Here is a 16,124-nt window from a genome sequence, read left to right as displayed (position 1 = left end):
CTTCTTAGCTCATCCGCGCCCGAGCTTCACGGGCCGAGCCGTCCGCTGCACGCCGAAGTCCCCGGACTCGAGCGGCGTGGTCCGCGCGAAGAGCGCGTGCGCTTCCCGGAGCGCGGCGCGCAGCTCGGCCCGACGCTCCCCCTCGCTCGCGCCCGGACGCTCGCGCAGGGACGCCTCCATCGCGAGCCCGAAGCGTCGCAGGACGTGAAGCCTGCTCACGGCCAGCACGCGCGGGTCGAACGGCACGCCGAGCGCCGCGAAGAAGTCCTCCGCCGCCTCGAGGTCCTGGAGCTCCGGCAGGGCCGGGCGCCCGGTGCGGGCGGCGGCCCCGTCTCGCGACCGCGGGGTCACGCGACCTCCGCGCGCGGCGCCGCCGGGACCGGCGGCGGGGCGGCGACCTCGCCCCGCGCGGCCCGCGCCGCGAAGCCCTCGAACCAGGCGAGCGCCGCCGCCTCGATGGGCTGGAACGCCTGCTCCGTCACGGCCTCGATTCCCGCGGCGGCGAGCTGGGCCGTGGGGCAGCGCCCGATCTTCGCGACGAGCACCGCGCGGCAGCCCTCGAGGGCGCGCAGCGTCGTCGCGAGCGCATCCTCCTCGCCCTCCCCGCCGACGCAGTAGCGGTCCACGGCGCGCCGGCCGACGAGCCGCGCGCCGGCGCGGCTCACGTCGTAGACGAGCAGCTCGCGCGCGTGGCCGAAGTGCTCGTCCACCTGGCCGCCTGCCCGCGTGGCGACGGCGATCCGCGCCGAGAGAGCCGCCGGGACCGAGGCGACGCGGCTGAGCGCGGCGTCGCGCTCCCGCGCCGCGCGCGCGCGGACGCGCGCCACGGCTTCGCGCCGGGCCGCGCGCGCCTCTCGCGCGTCGGGGGCTGGACCGGGCGGGAGGGACGCGAGGGTGAACGCGGCGAAGCGATCCTCGGAGAGGCGCCCGACCGCGTCGGCGCGGCACTGCCGGCAGTGGCGCATGAGCCGGGCGTCGAGCTCGCAGGCCGCCTGGACGCGCTCGAGCTCCTCCGCGGTCGGGCCGCGCTGCCCGGTCCGGCCGTAGTGCGTGCCGTGCTCGGGCGCGGAGAGGAGCGGGACGAGGTTCACGAGGAACGCGCCCGCGCGACGGACGGCGCGGGCGACGTCGGGGAGGTGCGCCTCGTTCACGCCGGGGATGACGACCGAGTTCACCTTGACGAGCACGCCGCGTGCGGCGAGCGCCGCGATCCCCTCGAGCTGCTGCGCGGAGAGGACCCGCGACGCCTCGGGGCCCCGCAGCCTCCGCCCGCCCCGGAGGATCCACGGGTAGATCCGCTCGCCCACGGCGGGGTCGATCATGTTCACGGTGACGGTCACGTGGCGCACCCCGGCGCGGGCGAGCCGCTCCGCGTGCTCCGGCAGCGCGAGGCCGTTCGTCGAGACGCAGAGCCGGAGATCCGGCGCGGCGCGGTGAACGCCCTCGAGCGTCGCGAAGGTCGCGTCCGCGTTGGCGAGCGCGTCGCCCGGCCCCGCGATCCCGACCACCGACAGCTCGGGGAGCTCCGCGGCGACCGCGAGCACCTTTCGGACCGCGTCCTCGGGCCGGAGCCGCTCCGACACGACCCCCGGCCGGCTCTCGTTCGCGCAGTCGTACTTGCGGTTGCAGTAGTGGCACTGCACGTTGCACGCGGGCGCCACCGCGACGTGGATGCGCGCGAAGTGGTGGTGCGCCTCCTCGCTGTAGCAGGGGTGATCCGCGACGAGCGCGGCGACGTCCGCGGGGAGCGCCGGCGGGGCGTCGCCGCAGCCCCGGCCGAACGTGCAGTTCGCCGCCGGGGGCGGGGCGGCGGGGCCGGCGAGGACGGGGAGGCGCATGGCGTCCCTCACGCCGCCAGGGGCTCGAACGAGAACGCGCCCTTCTTGCAGGTCCGGCCGCAGGCCTCGCAGCCGATGCAGTCGTCGGCGTTCCCGACCGCGGCGAACATCTTGGCGGACTCCTCCTCGTCGACCTCCGCCGGTGCGAGCACGCCGTGCGCGCAGATCTTGATGCACCGACCGCAGCCGATGCAGAGCTCGGGGTCGATGGACCTCACGAAGCGCGGGGTCCACTCCCGCTTCCCGCGCGTCAGCCCCGTGATGAACGCCATGACCGTCTCCTCTCCGTGCGATGCGCCATTCCCTGCGCGTTCATTCGTCCTTCGCCTTGGTCGCGGCGGCCGGCCCGGCCGCCATCGCCTTCCGGAGCCACGGCGGCGGCCGATCGCGCAGGACCTCCTGCAGCCGCCCGACCACCTCCGCGACGGGGGCGTCGCCGCTCGTCTTCATCGGGTGGATGCGGCGGGAGACGAGCTTCGCCGCGGCGGGGCCGCCGATATGCGCGGTGTAGACGATGGCGCAGCCGGCGAGCGCGCTCGCGCGCGCGGCGATGCGGTCCTCCTCGTCGTCCGCGCTCGTGAGCGCGCTCACGCGCTCGAGGAAGCGGGCAGCCTCGGGCCCGACCTCCCACACGTAGAAGTGGCCCGCCCGCCCGAAGTGCTCGTCGATCCGCTCGCCCGTCGTGCTCGTGAATGCGATCCGCATCGTGACCTCCGCCGTCAGTTGTGCGCGAGCCGCTGCGCCTCGGTCGCGCTCGCCTGGAACAGGTTCGCCACCTCGAACACGAGGTTCATCGTGCCGCGGTAGCCGACCCAGACCTTCTGCTGCGCGCCGAGCCGGTCGAACACCGGCACCCCCGTGCGCAGGTGGGCCTTCACGCGGAGCTTCGCGACCGCCTGGCGGCCGTTGGAGCTCGCGACCACGAGGTCCGCCCCCCTCGCGGCCGCCTCCAGATCCTCGAGGTCGCCGACGGACACGGCCGGACAGGGCAGCGCGTCGAGGCCGCGGGTCCGGGTCGCCGAGAGCGCGGCGCCGATCTCGCAGCCCATCCCGTGCAGGAAGCGGGTGAGGCCCTTCAGGTGATCCGCCTCGAGCGCGAGCGCCACGCGCTTCCCGCCGAACGCGTAGTGGCTGTCCACCATCGCGTCCATGAGGCGGCTCCTCGCGCGGCGGAGGGCGGAGGGGACGGGCCGGCCGGAGATCGCCGAGAGCGTCGCGACGAGCCGATCCACCTCGCCGATCCCCGTGGCCGACGTGAAGCCGTGCGCCGGGACCCCGAAAGCCTCCTCCAGGCGGCGCGCGGCCGGGGCGAGCGAGTCGCCGACGTAGATGCTCGCGACGCTCCGCCCCGCCGAGCGGATGGCGTCCACCCCGACGCCGCCCGTCGAGAGCGCCGAGACCTCGTCGTCGATGTGGCCGTCGAGGGCGCTCGCGAGGTCCGGGACTGCGACGACGGAGAGCCCGAACGCCTCGATGACCCCCTTCAGCTCCTCGACGTCGGCGGGCGTGAGGTGGGCGCCGGGGAGCAGCGTCACCTGCCCCGGGATCGGCGCGCCGCCCTCCGCGAGCGTCGCGACGAGCGCCTCCACCGCCGCCGCGTACCCCTCCTGCAGCGAGCCGCAGTAGTCCGGGGTGGACGCCCAGACGATCGGCACGCGCTCGTGCTCCGGGCGCTCCCTGCGGAACTCGGCGATCGCGCTCCGAACGTCGTCCCCCATCGTCTCGGTCAGCCCCGAGGTCATGACGCCGACGACGCCCGGCCGGAACTTCTCGATGACGCGCGCGAGCCCGGCCTGGAGGTTGCTCCAGCCCCCGAAGATCGTGGTGTCCTCGCTCATCGCGGTCGAGTTGAGGGCGATCGACTCCTTGAAGTGCCGCGAGAGCTGCAGCCGGATGAACGTGGAGCAGCCCTGCGCGCCGTGGAGGAGCCCGAGCATGCGATCGACGCCGAGGTACGCGAGCGTCGCGCCGAGCGCGGGGGAGTTCTTCTGCGGGTTCACCGTCGCGGCCTTCGCGGGCACCGCGACGCGCGACGCGGAGAGGTCCTCGGCCGCGAGCGCCGCCGCGTGGCCCCGCGCCGCCGCGCGCTCCGCGTCGAGCTCGGCCGGGGTCCGCTCCCAGGGCGCGGCCCCGGAGAGCGCGGGCCAGATCGGGTTGTTCACCGTGAGATCGAGCTGCCGGGCGAACGTGACCATCCCCTCGTAGCCCGCGTACGGGTGCGCCCGGCCGTGGTTGATGTCGAGGAACGGCGTCCGGGTCTTGAGGGCGAGGTACTTCGTCTTCCCGCCCGCGACCACGAGGTCCGGCAGCTTCTCGCGCATGACCGCGAGGAGCCCGGCGGTCGAGGTGTCCTCGATGATGCGGGCCTCGCGGTGCATGAGCGCCTTCATGCGGTGGAAGTCCTCGAGCGTGGAGTTCTGCGTCCCCGCCGCGAGGATCTCGACGCCGAGCTCGCGCAGGGCGTTCACCATCGACCAGGTCTTCACGCCGCCCGTGAAGAGCACCGCGCGCTTGCCGGCGAGCCGGGCGCGGTGGGGCGCGATCCGCGCCCGGCAGCGCCCCTCCTCCTCCGCGACGAGCGCCTCGGCCGCGTCGGCCATGCCGCTCGCGCCGTCGCCGCGCGCGAGATCGAGCTCCCGCGCGATGTGGCGCAGCGCCCGCGCCGTGTCGGTCATCCCGTAGAACGACTCCTCCAGGTACGGGATGCCCCAGCGCTTCTTCATCTTCCGCGCGAGGTTCGTGAGGCTCTTCGAGCAGATGATGACGTTCAGCCGGGCGCGGTGCGCGTGGCGGAGGTCGTCGAAGCGAGCGTCGCCCGAGATGCAGGAGAGGATGCGGATCCCGAGCCGCTCGAAGAGCGGCAGCATCCCCCAGAGATCGCCGGCGATGTTGTACTCGCCGATGAGGTTCACGTCGTACGGCGTGGTCGTCGCCGGCTCGGCCGTGCCGATCACGTGGTCGAGCAGGATCTCGCCCGCGAGCCGGTTCCCGATGTTCTTGTCCCCGATGAACCCGGGCGTGTTCACCGGGATCACGGGGATGGGGACCTCCGCCGACGCCGCCCGGCAGACCGCCTCCACGTCGTCGCCGGTCATGGCGGTGACGCAGGTCGCGTAGACGAAGACCGCCTTCGCCTCCGGGTAGCGCGCCGCGAGGTCGACGATCGCGCGGCGGAGCTTCTTCTCGCCGCCGAAGACGACGTCGTTCTCGAGCAGCTCCGTCGTGAAACCGCGCCGGTAGAGCTGCGAGCCGGAGGAGCGCGCGCCGCGGTTGTCCCAGGAGTTGCCGGCGCAGGCGATCGGACCGTGCACGAGGTGGATCGCGTCCGTCACCGGCATGAGCACGACCCGCGCGCCGTCGAACGCGCAGCTCCGCTCGGTGCCTTCCCCAGGCTCGGACTTCTTGCAGAACTTCGGGGCGCCCTGCTCGCTCGTCTCGCAGTCGGGCGCGTCGTAGTAGTCGGGCCGCGGCATGGCCGCCTCGCTCGGGTTCGTTGGTCGGGGGCGTGCGCGGCGGCTACCGCATCATCTCGAAGGAGCGGTCGTCGCTCGTGTCATCCTTGAGATCGATGAACTTGTTGCAGATCTCGGTGACCATGTTGATGACGCCCTGGTAGCCGACGAGCGGGTAGCGGTGCCTGTTGACGCGGTCGAAGATCGGGAACCCGAAGCGGAAGAGCGGGACCTTCGCGTCGCGCGCGGCGAACTTGCCGTGCGTGTCGCCGATGAGCGCGTCCACCGGATCCGTCACGAGCAGGGACCGGAGGTGCCAGAGGTCCTTGTTCATGTAGACCTTCCCTTCCTTGCCGTAGGGCGAGGCCCCGAGCAGCCCGTCGAGCTCCTTCTCCAGCTTCTTCGAGCCCTTCGAGCAGAGGACGTGGACGGGCTTCGCGCCCATCTCGAGCAGGAAGGAGACGTAGCCGACGAGGTAGTCGGAGTCGCCGTAGACCGCGAACCGCTTCCCGTGGATGTACTGGTGGGAGTCGGTCATCGCGTCGACCGCCCGGCCGCGCTCCGCCTTGAGCGCGGCCGGCACTGGCTTGTCGAACAGCTCCGAGAGCTTCAGGAGGAACGCGTCCGTCTTGCCGATGCCCATCGGCATCGGCATGGAGACGTGCTCTCCGGAGTAGCTCTCCTTCACCCACGTGAACGTCCGGGTCGTGGCGTAGGGCGCGACGGAGAGCGTCGCCTTGCCGTTGATGGAGTCGGCCGCCTCCTCGAGCGGGGTGCCGCCCGGGTAGAGGCGGTAGGTGCCGTCGAGCGGCGAGTCGAACGACTCGGAGATGTCGGCCAGGAACGTGTACGGGATCCCGAACGCCTCGAAGATCCGCTTGTACTCCCGGTAATTGCCGGTGTTCGCGTCGAAGCCGGCGATGAAGTTGAGCTTGCCGGTGCAGCGCCCCTCGACCTTCCTCCCCTCGGTGAGCGTCTCCAGGATGGCCGCGAGCATGGCGTCGTAGCCGTGGACGTGGGAGCCGTTGAAGCTGGGAGTGTTGGCGTAGGGGGACGGGACGTCCTTCGGCAGGAGCCCCTTCTGCCGCGCGTTCTTGATGAACGCGGAGAGGTCGTCGCCGATGATCTCCGGCATGCAGGAGGTGAAGACGGCGACCATCTTCGGCTTGTAGAGCGCGCAGGCGTTCTCGAGCCCCTCGTGCAGGTTGTTCTGGCCGCCGAACACCGCGCCGTCCTCGGACATGGCGCTGCAGACGGCCGGCGCGGGCTCGCGGAAGTGGCGGTTCAGCGTCGAGCGGTAGTAGGACGCGCAGCCCTGCGACCCGTGCACGAACGGCAGCGTCCCCTCGAAGCCGTGGGCGCACAGCTCGGCGCCGAGCGGCTGGCACGCGTGGGCGGGGTTCACCACGAGCGCCTGGCGCGCGAAGTTCTTCTCCTTGTATTCGGGCGTGTCGATCCAGGCGCGGACCCGCCTCTCCTCCTCGGGCGTGATGTCGCAGACGGGCTTGACGGTCAGTCCAAGGTTGTTCGCCATTTGTCGATTCCTTCGGACGAGCAGGGAGCGTTCCGTCCCGGAGGGACGGCAGATCGAATTCTTTGAAATGGCGGGGGAGCCCCCGCCCCTCGACTAGAACGGCGACTTCACCAGCCTCCACGTCGGGCTGTTGATCGCCATGTCGATGTCCCGCGCGAAGATCGGGAACCCCTTGTACCCGTGGTACGGCCCCGAGTAGTCCCAGCTGTGCATCTGCCGGAACGGCAACCCCATCTTCTGGAAGAGGTACTTCTCCTTGATGCCGGAGGCGACGAGGTCCGGCTTCAGGTCGTGGACGAACTGCTCGAGCTCGTACTCCGAGGCGTCGTCGTAGATGACCGTCGCGTCGGGCATCTCGGGGGCGGTCCGGTCGTAGTCGTCGGAGTGGGCGAACTCGTAGCCGGAGCCGACGACGGTCATGCCGAGGTCCTCGTAGGCGCCCACGGTGTGGCGCGGGCGCAGGCCGCCGACGTACAGCATGACCTTCTTGCCCTCGAGGCGAGGCCGGACCTCCTCGATCACCTCCTGCATCCTGGGCTCGTACCTGGCGATGACCTTCTCCACGTTCTCCTTGATCCGGTCGTCGAACCGCTCGGCGAGCTTTCGCAGGCTCTCCTTGATCTTCGTCGGACCGAAGAAGTTCAGCTCGATCCAGGGCACGCCGTACTTCTCCTCCATGACCTTGCACATGTAGTTCATGGAGCGGTAGCAGTGGATGACGTTGAGCTTCACCTTGTGCGTCGCCGCGATGTGCTCCATCTGGCCGTCGCCCGTCCAGGTGGCCTTCACGTTGAAGCCGCACTCCTCCAGGAGCGGCTTCGTCGACCACGCGTCTCCGCCGATGTTGTACTCGCCGATGAGCGCGATGTCGTAAGGCGTCTCCGGCTCGGAGAACTCGCGCGTCTCGATGACGTAGTCGCGGATCGTGTCGTTGGAGATGTGGTGCCCGAGCGACTGGGAGACGCCCCGGAAGCCCTCGCAGTTGCAGGGGATGATGGGGAGGTCGAGCTCCTTCGACATCTGCTTGGCGACGGCGTTGATGTCGTCGCCGATGAGGCCGACCGGACACTCCGACAGGACCGAGATGCCCTTGGCGAGCGGGAAGAGCTCCTTCGCCTCCCGCAGGAGCACGGCGAGCTTCTTGTCGCCGCCGTAGACGATGTCCTTCTCCTGGAAGTCGGACGTGAACTGCATCGCGAAGCTCGAGACGCCGTTCACGCCGCTCATGAGGTTGCGGCGCGTGCCCCACGAGTACCAGCCGCAGCCGACCGGTCCGTGGGAGACGTGGACCATGTCGCGGATCGGCCCCCACACCACGCCCTTCGCGCCCGCGTAGGCGCAGCCACGGGCGCTCATGACGCCGGGGACCGTCTTCCGGTTCGACCTCACGCAGGCGCTGCCGGACGCCGGATCGTTCGGCGCGAGGTGCGGCGCGCGCTTCTTCCTCCCCTTCTCCGGATACGCCTCGAGCGTCCGGTCGATCATCGCCTGCGTGGACTCCTTCGTGATCCCGTCCACCTTCTTCACGGTTCCAGACATCCGAGGGCTCCTTCCCGTTCCGCCGCGCTACGCCGCCGCCTCGGCGACGCCCACCTTCGTCTCGTCCTCGTCGGCGATGATCCCGAACTCCATGAGCAACTCCTCCAGCTCCTCCATCTGGAGCGGCGTCGGGACCACCAGCATCTTGTTCTCGGCGATCTTCTTCGCGAGCGCGCGGTACTCCTCGGCCTGCACGTGCTCCGGCGAGTACTCGATGACGGTCATGCGGCGCAGCTCGGCGCGCTGCACCTGGTTGTGACGCGGGACGAAGTGGATCATCTGCGTCCCGAGCCGCCTCGCGAGCGCCTCGATGAGATCCGCCTCGCGATCGGTGTTGCGCGAGTTGCAGATGAGGCCGGCCAGGCGGACCTTGCCGGTGGCGGCGTACTTGAGGATGCCGCGGGCGATGTTGTTCGCCGCGTACATCGCCATCATCTCGCCGGAGCAGACGATGTAGATCTCCTCCGCCTTGTTCTCGCGGATGGGCATCGCGAAGCCGCCGCAGACGACGTCGCCGAGCACGTCGTAGAAGACGAAGTCGAGGTCGGGCGTGTACGCGCCGTTCTCCTCGAGGAAGTTGATGGCGGTGATGACCCCGCGGCCGGCGCAGCCGACTCCCGGCTCCGGGCCGCCGGACTCGACGCACTTCACGTCGCCGTAGCCCGTCTTCAGCACGTCGCCGAGCTCGAGGTCCTCCACCGTGCCGCGCTCGCGGACGAGGTCCATCACGGTCGCCTGCGCCTTCGCGTGCAGGATGAGGCGCGTGGAGTCGGCCTTGGGGTCGCAGCCGACGATCATCACCTTCTTCCCGAGCGAGGCGAGCCCCGCGACGGTGTTCTGCGTCGTCGTGGACTTGCCGATGCCGCCCTTCCCGTAGATCGCGATCTGCCGCATGTCGTCTCGCCTCCTCGCGGGGAGCGTCCCGCGCCGTGTTCGCAGGGAGGGAGAGCAAGGGCCGTACCGCCGCGCCCCGCGCGAATCCTGCGCGCGCGGGCGCCGATCCGCCGCGCCGCGCGCAAGCCGCTCGCGCCGCGCGGCCCCCGAGGCGCAGCGCGTGTTCGAGATCGGACGTTACCCGCTGCGTGAAACCCGACAGCGCGTGCGAAACCGGACAGCGTCGGAGTCGAGCTAGCGGTCTTCGCGCGCCGGGCGCCGCAGGCACACGAGCCGCGTCGGCTGCCAGCCCGCGCGCGCGTAGAAGCCGAGCGCCGGGGCGTTGTCCCGGTCGGCGAGGAGCTGCAGGCGCGACGCGCCGCGCGCGGCCGCCCAGCCCTCGATCGCCTCGAGCAGCCGGCGCCCGACCCCGCGCCCGCGCTCCCCCGCGTCCACGACCATGTCCTCCACGAGCGCCGCGGGCCCGCCCTCCGCGGTCGAGACGACGAGCTGGGCGGTGACCATCCCGACCACCTCGCCGGCGCGCTCGGCGACGAGCACGGCCCTGCGCTCCGGTTCCGCGAGCATGAGCGCGAGCCCGCGCCGTTGCCGATCGGGATCGGGTCGGAAGTCCGCCTCGATCGAGAACAGGATCCCGAGGAGCCGCACGAGCCGCTCCGCATCCGCCGGGGCAGCGCCCCGGATCGCGACGTCTTCCACGTCCACCTCCCCGAGGCGCGCCGTTCAGAACCGCTCGACGGCGATGCCGTACTTGCGGACGCGCCAGTCGAGCTGCCGGACCGTCATGCCGAGGAGGCGCGCCGCCTTGGCCTTCACGAACCCCGCGCGCGCGAGCGCGAGCCGCACCTCGCGCTCCTCGCCGGCGGGGGCGACGTCGCCCGCGCCCACCCCGGCGAGCAGCGCCTCCGCGCCGGCCACCCCCGCCACCGCGAGGCGGGCGCATGCGCCCGCCTCGCTGGGCCCCGTCTCCTGCGTCGACGGCGTCCCGATCCCGAGGTGGGCGGCGCGCAGCACCACCGCCTCGGTCGAGACGATCGCCGCCTCGAGGACGTTCCGGAGCTGCCGGACGTTGCCGGGCCAGTCGTGCCCGAGGAGCGCGTCGAGCGCGTCCGCGCCGAGCCGCACCTCGCGGCCGTTCTCCTCCGCCAGCTCGCGGACGAGGTGCTCCGCGAGCGCCGGGAGATCCTCCCGCCGCTCGCGGAGCGGCGGGAGGACCACCGTCACGACGGAGATGCGATGGAAGAGGTCGAGCCGGAACTCGCCGGCCTGGACCGCGGCGTCGAGATCGCGATTCGTCGCGGCGACGATGCGGACGTCGACGGTCACCGCGCGCCGCCCGCCCACCCGCTCGAACTGCCGCTCCTGGATGGCGCGGAGGAGCTTCGCCTGGGCGGAGAGGGACAGCTCGCCGATCTCGTCGAGGAACAAGGTCCCGCCGTCGGCGAGCTCGAACCGCCCCTTCGCGCCGGCGGCGGCCCCGGTGAAGGCGCCCTTCTCGTGCCCGAAGAGCTCGCTCTCGAGGAGCGCCTCCGGAAGCGCCGCGCAGTTGAGCGCCACGAAGGGCCTGCCCGTGCGCGGGCTCGCCTCGTGGAGCGCCCGCGCGACGAGCTCCTTGCCGGTGCCGCTCTCGCCGCGCACGAGCACGGTCGCGCGGCTCCGCGCGACGCGCTCGACGCGCTCGAGCACCTCGCGCATCCGGCGCCCCACCCCGATCATCCCCGGGAGCCGCGCCTCGGGCGCGCCCGCCTCCTCCTCCAGCACCGCGCGCCGGCGCGGGTTCTCGAGCTCCTGCAGCCGGACGCGCGCCCCGATCATGCCCGCGAGGATCTCGAGGAAGCGGAGGTCGCGCTCGAAGGAGATGGGGCCGGCGCGATGGCGCCGGTCGATGGTGAGCACCCCGAGCGTCGTCCGACCGTGGCGGACGGGGACGCCGAGGAAGGCCCGCGGCTCCTGCGCCAGATCGCGCCAGGTGCCGGTCCGGTTCAGGAACAGCGGCTCCTCGCCGATGTCGGGCACGGCGATGGGCATGCCCGTCGCGAAGATCCGCCCGATGATCCCCTCGCCCGGCCGCAGCCGCCCGAGGATCCGCTCGCGGTCGCGCATCTCCGGCGCAGCCTCGATGAACACCTCGCCCGTCACGGGGTCGAAGAGCGAGAGGGTCCCGTTCTCCATCCCGAGCTCGAGCTGCAGCACCGCCAGCGTCGCGTCCAGGGCCTCGCGGAGATCCGTCGCGAGCCAGAGGACGCGCGCGGCGTCGTGCAGGGCCTGGACCTCGCGCGCCTCGCGGCCGGGCATGCCGGTCCGCTCTCGCAAGCGCGGTGCCAGCTCCCCGCCGAGCGCGAGGCCGGCACCGGTTCTTGCAGGACGCGCGAAACACGGCCGGATCCCGCGGGCTCCCGGCGCGCCGACCATGACGATCTCGCTCAACCGCTGCAACCTGCCTCCCTGGGTGATCGCGAGCTGCCAGTTCAACGAGCACCCGGTGCCTCTGGAGATCCAGGGCGTGCGGGCGTCGAACGCGTTCCTCTTCCGCGCGCTCGACGGGCTCGAGGACCCGGTCGCGCGCGCGCTCATGTTCGACGACTGGCTCTCGGTGCGCTTTCAGCTCCACCACTGGGCGGAGCAGGCGACCGCCCCGGCGCGGCGGAGCCTCAAGAACTCCTATCTGCGCTTCCTGCGCGGCTGGGGCGTCGACGCGTCGAGCATCGAGGGCGCGGTGCTGAAGGGCTGGGTCGAGAGCCGCATGGGGATCCCGCCCTGCTTCCACCGCGCGCCGATCCGCGGCGTCGACGGGCCCGAGTACGCGCGCTACGCCCAGGACCGCACGCGCGGCAGCGCCTGCACGAGCGCGATCCTCGATCAGCTCGACCTCGTCTACACCTTCACGCAGTACGAGCTCGCGCGGCGCCGTCCGGGCGAGCGCTGCGTGACCCTCTGGCGCGGCGTGAACGATCCCGGTGACCACGAGGTGATCGCGGAGGTCGGCCGGCGCGAGTGGATCGTGCGGCTCAACAGCCTCTGCTCGTTCACCGACGATCGCGAGCGGGCCTGGGAGTTCGGCTCGACGGTTTGGGAGGTGCGCGTCGCGCTGCCGCGGGTGTTCCTCGCGCCGGACGTGTTCCCGCGCGCGATCCTGCGCGGCGAGCGCGAGTGGCTCGCGGTGGGCGGCGAGGCGCGGGTCGTGCGCATCCTCACCTGAGTCTCGGCGACGCCCCGCGTCCGAGCGGCGACAGCGCGACGAGCCGCTCCGCCAGCCCCGCGAGCTCCTCCGCGATCCCGCGCTCGAGCCGCCGCAGCCAGCGCCGCGGGATCGCCTCGGGCCCGTGGTACGCACCGGCGATCGCGCCGGCGATCGCGGCGGTCGTGTCGGCGTCGCCGCCCTGGTTCACGACGGCGACCAGGCACTCCTCGAACGAGCGGGTCGTGAAGAAGAAGTGGAGCGCCGTCTGGAGCGTGTCGACGACGTAGCCGGTCGCGAGCCCCCGGTAGGGCGAGAAGCGGAAGCGGGGCTCGGCGGCCACGAGCGCGTCCGCGGCGGCGCGCAGGCGGCGCAGCGAGAGGCCCATGCAGCCGAGCTGGACGAGCTCGCCCACGAGCAGGCAGGCCGCGTCGGAGAGCGGGTGGTGGTGCGTGAGCCGGGCCTGCTCGAGCGCGACGCGGCGGAGCGCCTCCCCGTCGCCGAGCGTGACGAGGGCGATGGGCACCATCCGCGCCGCCGCGCCGTTCCCTGCGTCGCCGGCGCTCGGAGGACCCGCGAGCGTCCCGTCCAGCATGAAGCGCCGGATCCCGCGCCGGCACGTCGACCCGACGTCCACCGGCCCGGCGCGGAGCCACGCCGCGAGGGACGAGGCGGCGTCGGAGGTGGACCAGCCCCCCGCGGCGTCCATCGCGCGCGCGAGGCACAGCGACATCTCCGTGTCGTCGGTGACGGCGCCGGGCTTCAGGCGGAGCCAGCCGCCTCCGGTGATCTCCCGATGCACCCCGAGCGCGGCGCGGATCTCGCCGGGGGTCATGAACTCGACGGTCGCGCCGAGCGCGTCGCCGACCGCCGCCCCGAGGAACGCGGCGCGGGCCCGGTCGCGGACGTCGGGCAGGTTCACCAAGAGCGGAGGCACCCGGGAGGGCTTTGCGAGAACCGTACCCGAGGTGATCGTGGAATTCGCCTGCGCGATCCGCGACTCGCCGCACCGCGTCGCAGCGTCACTTCTGCGCCAGCTCGGCCGGAGGGCGTACGTCCAGGTGGGTACCTTTACAGCATGCGCCTACTCCCCCGAACATGGCACGCCTTCACGCTGAGCATGGGACGGGACGCACCAGCGGACGGCTGCGGGACATTCCAGTGAACGGGGGCTTCATGATTCCGAAGAGAGTCGTAGTGGGGACCATCGCCGTCGCGGCGCTGCTCGCCGCGACCCCGGCGCGCGCCGAAGGCGCGGCGTCGGGGATGCCGCCGAACGTGGACAAGATCGCGCAGAGCCTCATCCGGCGCGGCGTGATCCCGGCGAACGCCACGGAGGACCAGGTCGACGCAGCGGTGAAGGCGTACGTCGGGCGGCGGCTCGCGAACCTCGAGCACGAGGGGAACCGCCTCGCGCGGAAGCGGCTCGAGGCGAACGAGGCCGCGCTCGGCGAGACGACGGGCGCGATCCGGGGCCGCAAGCTCGGCAACACGGTCGACGTGCCCGCGTCGACCCCGGGGTTCAAGCCGCTCGTGGCGAACGACAAGCTCCTCCTCCTCCTCGTCGACTTCTCGAGCCAGCCGTTCACGTGGCAGACCACCCAGGGCGAGCGCACCGCGGCCGGGCCTCTCCACGACCAGATCCCCGAGCCGGACAACGACTACGACCTGTGGGTCCCGCAGTTCACGCGCGAGCACTACGAGCAGATGCTCTTCAACGACGGCGGCTGGGAGATCACCCACGGCGCGTACACCGGCCAGCGGCGGCCGTCGATGCGCGACTATTACCTCGCGCAGTCGTTCGGCCAGTACACGATCTCCGGCGACGCCTACGGCTGGTTCACGGTCGGCAAGCCCGAGGCGTACTACGGTGACAACGACGCGGACGGCAACGACCTCGCGCCCGGGAACACCTGGGACCTCATCCGCGACGCGGTGGGGGTCGTCAACGCGCAGGGCGCCGTGCCGTGGGAGGAGTACGACGCGGACGGGAACTGCGTCCTCGATCACGTCCTCATCATCCACGCGGGCGTGGACGAGTCGGCGGGCGGCGGCGCGCAGGGCGAGGACGCGATCTGGGCGCACAGCTGGGACGTGATGCCGCCGGCGCCGGTCACCGGGCCGACCGCGCGGTGCCCGGGCGGCCTCGTGATCAGCAACTACACCATCATGCCCGAGGACGGCGGCGTGGGCGTGTTCGCGCACGAGTTTGGCCACGACCTCGGCCTGCCGGACGAGTACGACACCGCGTACAGCGGCCGCGGGGACTCCATCGCCAACTGGAGCATCATGTCCCAGGGGTCCTGGGCCGGCGTGCCGGCGCAGACCGAGCCCTCGAACATGAGCATCTGGGCGCGCTACTCCCTCGGCTTCCTCGGCGACACCGTGGGCCGGGTGAACGTCGCGGCGCTCGGCAAGGATCCGGTCGTCGCCCGCCTCGACCAGGCGAGCTACTGGGGCGGACCGGGCACCCTGAGCGCGCTCCGCGTCGATCTCCCGGCGAACCGCGTGGTCCTCACCACGCCGCACTCCGGGACGCTCGCGTTCTGGGGCGGCCGTGCCGACCTCCTCGACAACGTCCTCTCCCGGACCGTCGATCTCACCGGCAAGACGAGCGCGTCCCTCTCGTTCTGGACCTGGTACGACATCGAGCCGGGCTGGGACTTCGGCTTCGTGCAGGTCTCCACGGACGGCGGCGCGACGTGGACCTCGCTTCCCCTCGCCGGCACCACCTCCACGCATGACGGCTCGGCGATGCCCGAGATCGTCGCGCAGCTCCCTGGCTTCACCGGCCGGAGCGGCGGCTGGCAGCAGAAGACGGCCGACCTCTCGGCGTATGCGGGCCAGCACCTCATCATCGCGTTCCGCTACATGACCGACTGGGGCTCGAACAACGCCGGGTTCTTCGTGGACGACGTGACCGTCGCCGCGGACGGCGCCACCGTCCTCTCCGACGGCGCCGAGACCGCGCAGCCGGGGTGGCTGTACCAGCCGTCGAACGGCTGGAGGCGCAGCGACGGCACGCAGTCGTTCGGCCGCTACTACATGCTCGAGTGGCGCAACAACGCGGACTTCTCGGTGAGCCGCGCCGGGGCGCCGATCCGCAACCCGGACGCCGGGCTCCAGCACTGCACCCAGTACGATGCGTACGGCAGCACCGGCAACCCGAACATGCCGTGGCTCTACGCGTACAGCCCGGGCCTCGTGCTCTGGTTCCGCGACATGAGCTGGACGAACAACTGGACCGGCGCGCACCCCGGCCACGGATATCTCCTCGTGGTTGACTCGCACGATCAGCCGATCATGCGTCCGTCGGGCGGGGTCGTGACGCTCGACGGCGTCACGTCCGTGGGCGTCGGGAGCTACCCGTTCAACACGCACGTGCAGAGCTCCGACGCCGCGTTCAGCCTCGAGCGCGCGGTGGACAACAGGCTCGGGTACTTCGGCGTCACGCGGGACTACTCGGGACTGACCGCCGTCCCGAGCTTCGACGACAGCCTCACGTACTGGAGCCGCCAGACCCCTGCGGCGAGCACGCTCCTCCCGACCTTCGGGTTCCAGTTCCGCGTGCTCGGCGAGGCGACGGACGGCTCCGCCGCGCTCGTGGGGCTCGGGCGAAAGTAGCTCGCGAGCGGCTCGGTCAGCTCGCGCGTCGAGCCGCTCCCCCGCCTCGGCGGGGGAGCGGCCCT

Annotated in this window: 13 protein-coding genes; 2 read left to right on the top strand and 11 right to left on the bottom strand. The window is 72.1% G+C overall.

Translation table 11 applies throughout. The features are described from left to right. Positions 1-9: 9 nt before the first annotated feature. The 10 genes from MNY62_RS06590 to MNY62_RS06545 form a co-directional block, all read right to left on the bottom strand. Positions 10-351, bottom strand: coding sequence for a nitrogenase-stabilizing/protective protein NifW (locus MNY62_RS06590; protein WP_242343318.1), 342 nt, complete (start codon positions 349-351; stop codon positions 10-12). After that, a complete protein-coding gene (gene nifB, locus MNY62_RS06585; protein WP_242343317.1) occupies positions 348-1,838 on the bottom strand; it encodes a nitrogenase cofactor biosynthesis protein NifB in 1,491 nt (496 codons plus the stop codon). The genes MNY62_RS06590 and nifB overlap by 4 nt, the downstream gene beginning before the upstream one ends. A gap of 8 nt (positions 1,839-1,846) precedes the next feature. After that, positions 1,847-2,110 (bottom strand): ferredoxin III, nif-specific, encoded by a 264-nt coding sequence (gene fdxB, locus MNY62_RS06580; protein ID WP_242343316.1) that lies wholly within the window; start codon positions 2,108-2,110, stop codon positions 1,847-1,849. 40 nt (positions 2,111-2,150) lie between these two features. Further along, positions 2,151-2,543 (bottom strand): nitrogen fixation protein NifX, encoded by a 393-nt coding sequence (nifX, locus tag MNY62_RS06575; protein WP_242343315.1) that lies wholly within the window; start codon positions 2,541-2,543, stop codon positions 2,151-2,153. Positions 2,544-2,557: 14 nt separating this feature from the next. After that, positions 2,558-5,311 (bottom strand): bifunctional nitrogenase iron-molybdenum cofactor biosynthesis protein NifEN, encoded by a 2,754-nt coding sequence (locus MNY62_RS06570; RefSeq protein WP_242343314.1) that lies wholly within the window; start codon positions 5,309-5,311, stop codon positions 2,558-2,560. 43 nt (positions 5,312-5,354) lie between these two features. Then, a complete protein-coding gene (gene nifK / locus MNY62_RS06565; protein ID WP_242343313.1) occupies positions 5,355-6,824 on the bottom strand; it encodes a nitrogenase molybdenum-iron protein subunit beta in 1,470 nt (489 codons plus the stop codon). Positions 6,825-6,917: 93 nt separating this feature from the next. Further along, positions 6,918-8,363 carry a nitrogenase molybdenum-iron protein alpha chain gene (nifD, locus tag MNY62_RS06560; RefSeq protein WP_242343312.1) on the bottom strand — a complete coding sequence of 482 codons (1,446 nt, stop codon included), beginning with the start codon at positions 8,361-8,363 and terminating at the stop codon, positions 6,918-6,920. A gap of 27 nt (positions 8,364-8,390) precedes the next feature. Next, positions 8,391-9,257 carry a nitrogenase iron protein gene (gene nifH / locus MNY62_RS06555; RefSeq protein ID WP_242343311.1) on the bottom strand — a complete coding sequence of 289 codons (867 nt, stop codon included), beginning with the start codon at positions 9,255-9,257 and terminating at the stop codon, positions 8,391-8,393. A 234-nt stretch (positions 9,258-9,491) separates the two neighbouring features. Further along, the gene (locus MNY62_RS06550; protein WP_242343310.1) at positions 9,492-9,956 is read right to left on the bottom strand and encodes a GNAT family N-acetyltransferase; all 465 of its coding nucleotides are present in this window, start codon (positions 9,954-9,956) and stop codon (positions 9,492-9,494) included. Positions 9,957-9,980: 24 nt separating this feature from the next. Beyond that, positions 9,981-11,552: a sigma 54-interacting transcriptional regulator gene (locus MNY62_RS06545; protein WP_242343309.1), complete on the bottom strand. Its 1,572-nt coding sequence runs from the start codon at positions 11,550-11,552 to the stop codon at positions 9,981-9,983. A 115-nt stretch (positions 11,553-11,667) separates the two neighbouring features. On the opposite strand from MNY62_RS06545, the gene MNY62_RS06540 reads away from it, so the two are divergent. Further along, positions 11,668-12,456 (top strand): NAD(+)--dinitrogen-reductase ADP-D-ribosyltransferase, encoded by a 789-nt coding sequence (locus MNY62_RS06540; RefSeq protein WP_242343308.1) that lies wholly within the window; start codon positions 11,668-11,670, stop codon positions 12,454-12,456. On the opposite strand, the gene draG is transcribed toward MNY62_RS06540, so the two are convergent. Then, entirely contained in the window at positions 12,449-13,372 is a 924-nt protein-coding gene (gene draG / locus MNY62_RS06535) for an ADP-ribosyl-[dinitrogen reductase] hydrolase (RefSeq protein ID WP_242343307.1), read from the bottom strand. The genes MNY62_RS06540 and draG overlap by 8 nt on opposite strands. 239 nt (positions 13,373-13,611) lie before the next feature. On the opposite strand from draG, the gene MNY62_RS06530 reads away from it, so the two are divergent. After that, positions 13,612-16,059 (top strand): immune inhibitor A domain-containing protein, encoded by a 2,448-nt coding sequence (locus tag MNY62_RS06530; RefSeq protein WP_242343306.1) that lies wholly within the window; start codon positions 13,612-13,614, stop codon positions 16,057-16,059. Positions 16,060-16,124: the final 65 nt, after the last annotated feature.

The sequence above is a fragment of the Anaeromyxobacter terrae genome (assembly GCF_022690685.1).
Classification (GTDB): Bacteria; Myxococcota; Myxococcia; order Myxococcales; family Anaeromyxobacteraceae; genus Anaeromyxobacter; species Anaeromyxobacter terrae.
The sequence above is the reverse complement of the archived record's forward strand: the minus strand, read 5'-3'. Positions and strand labels throughout refer to the sequence as shown.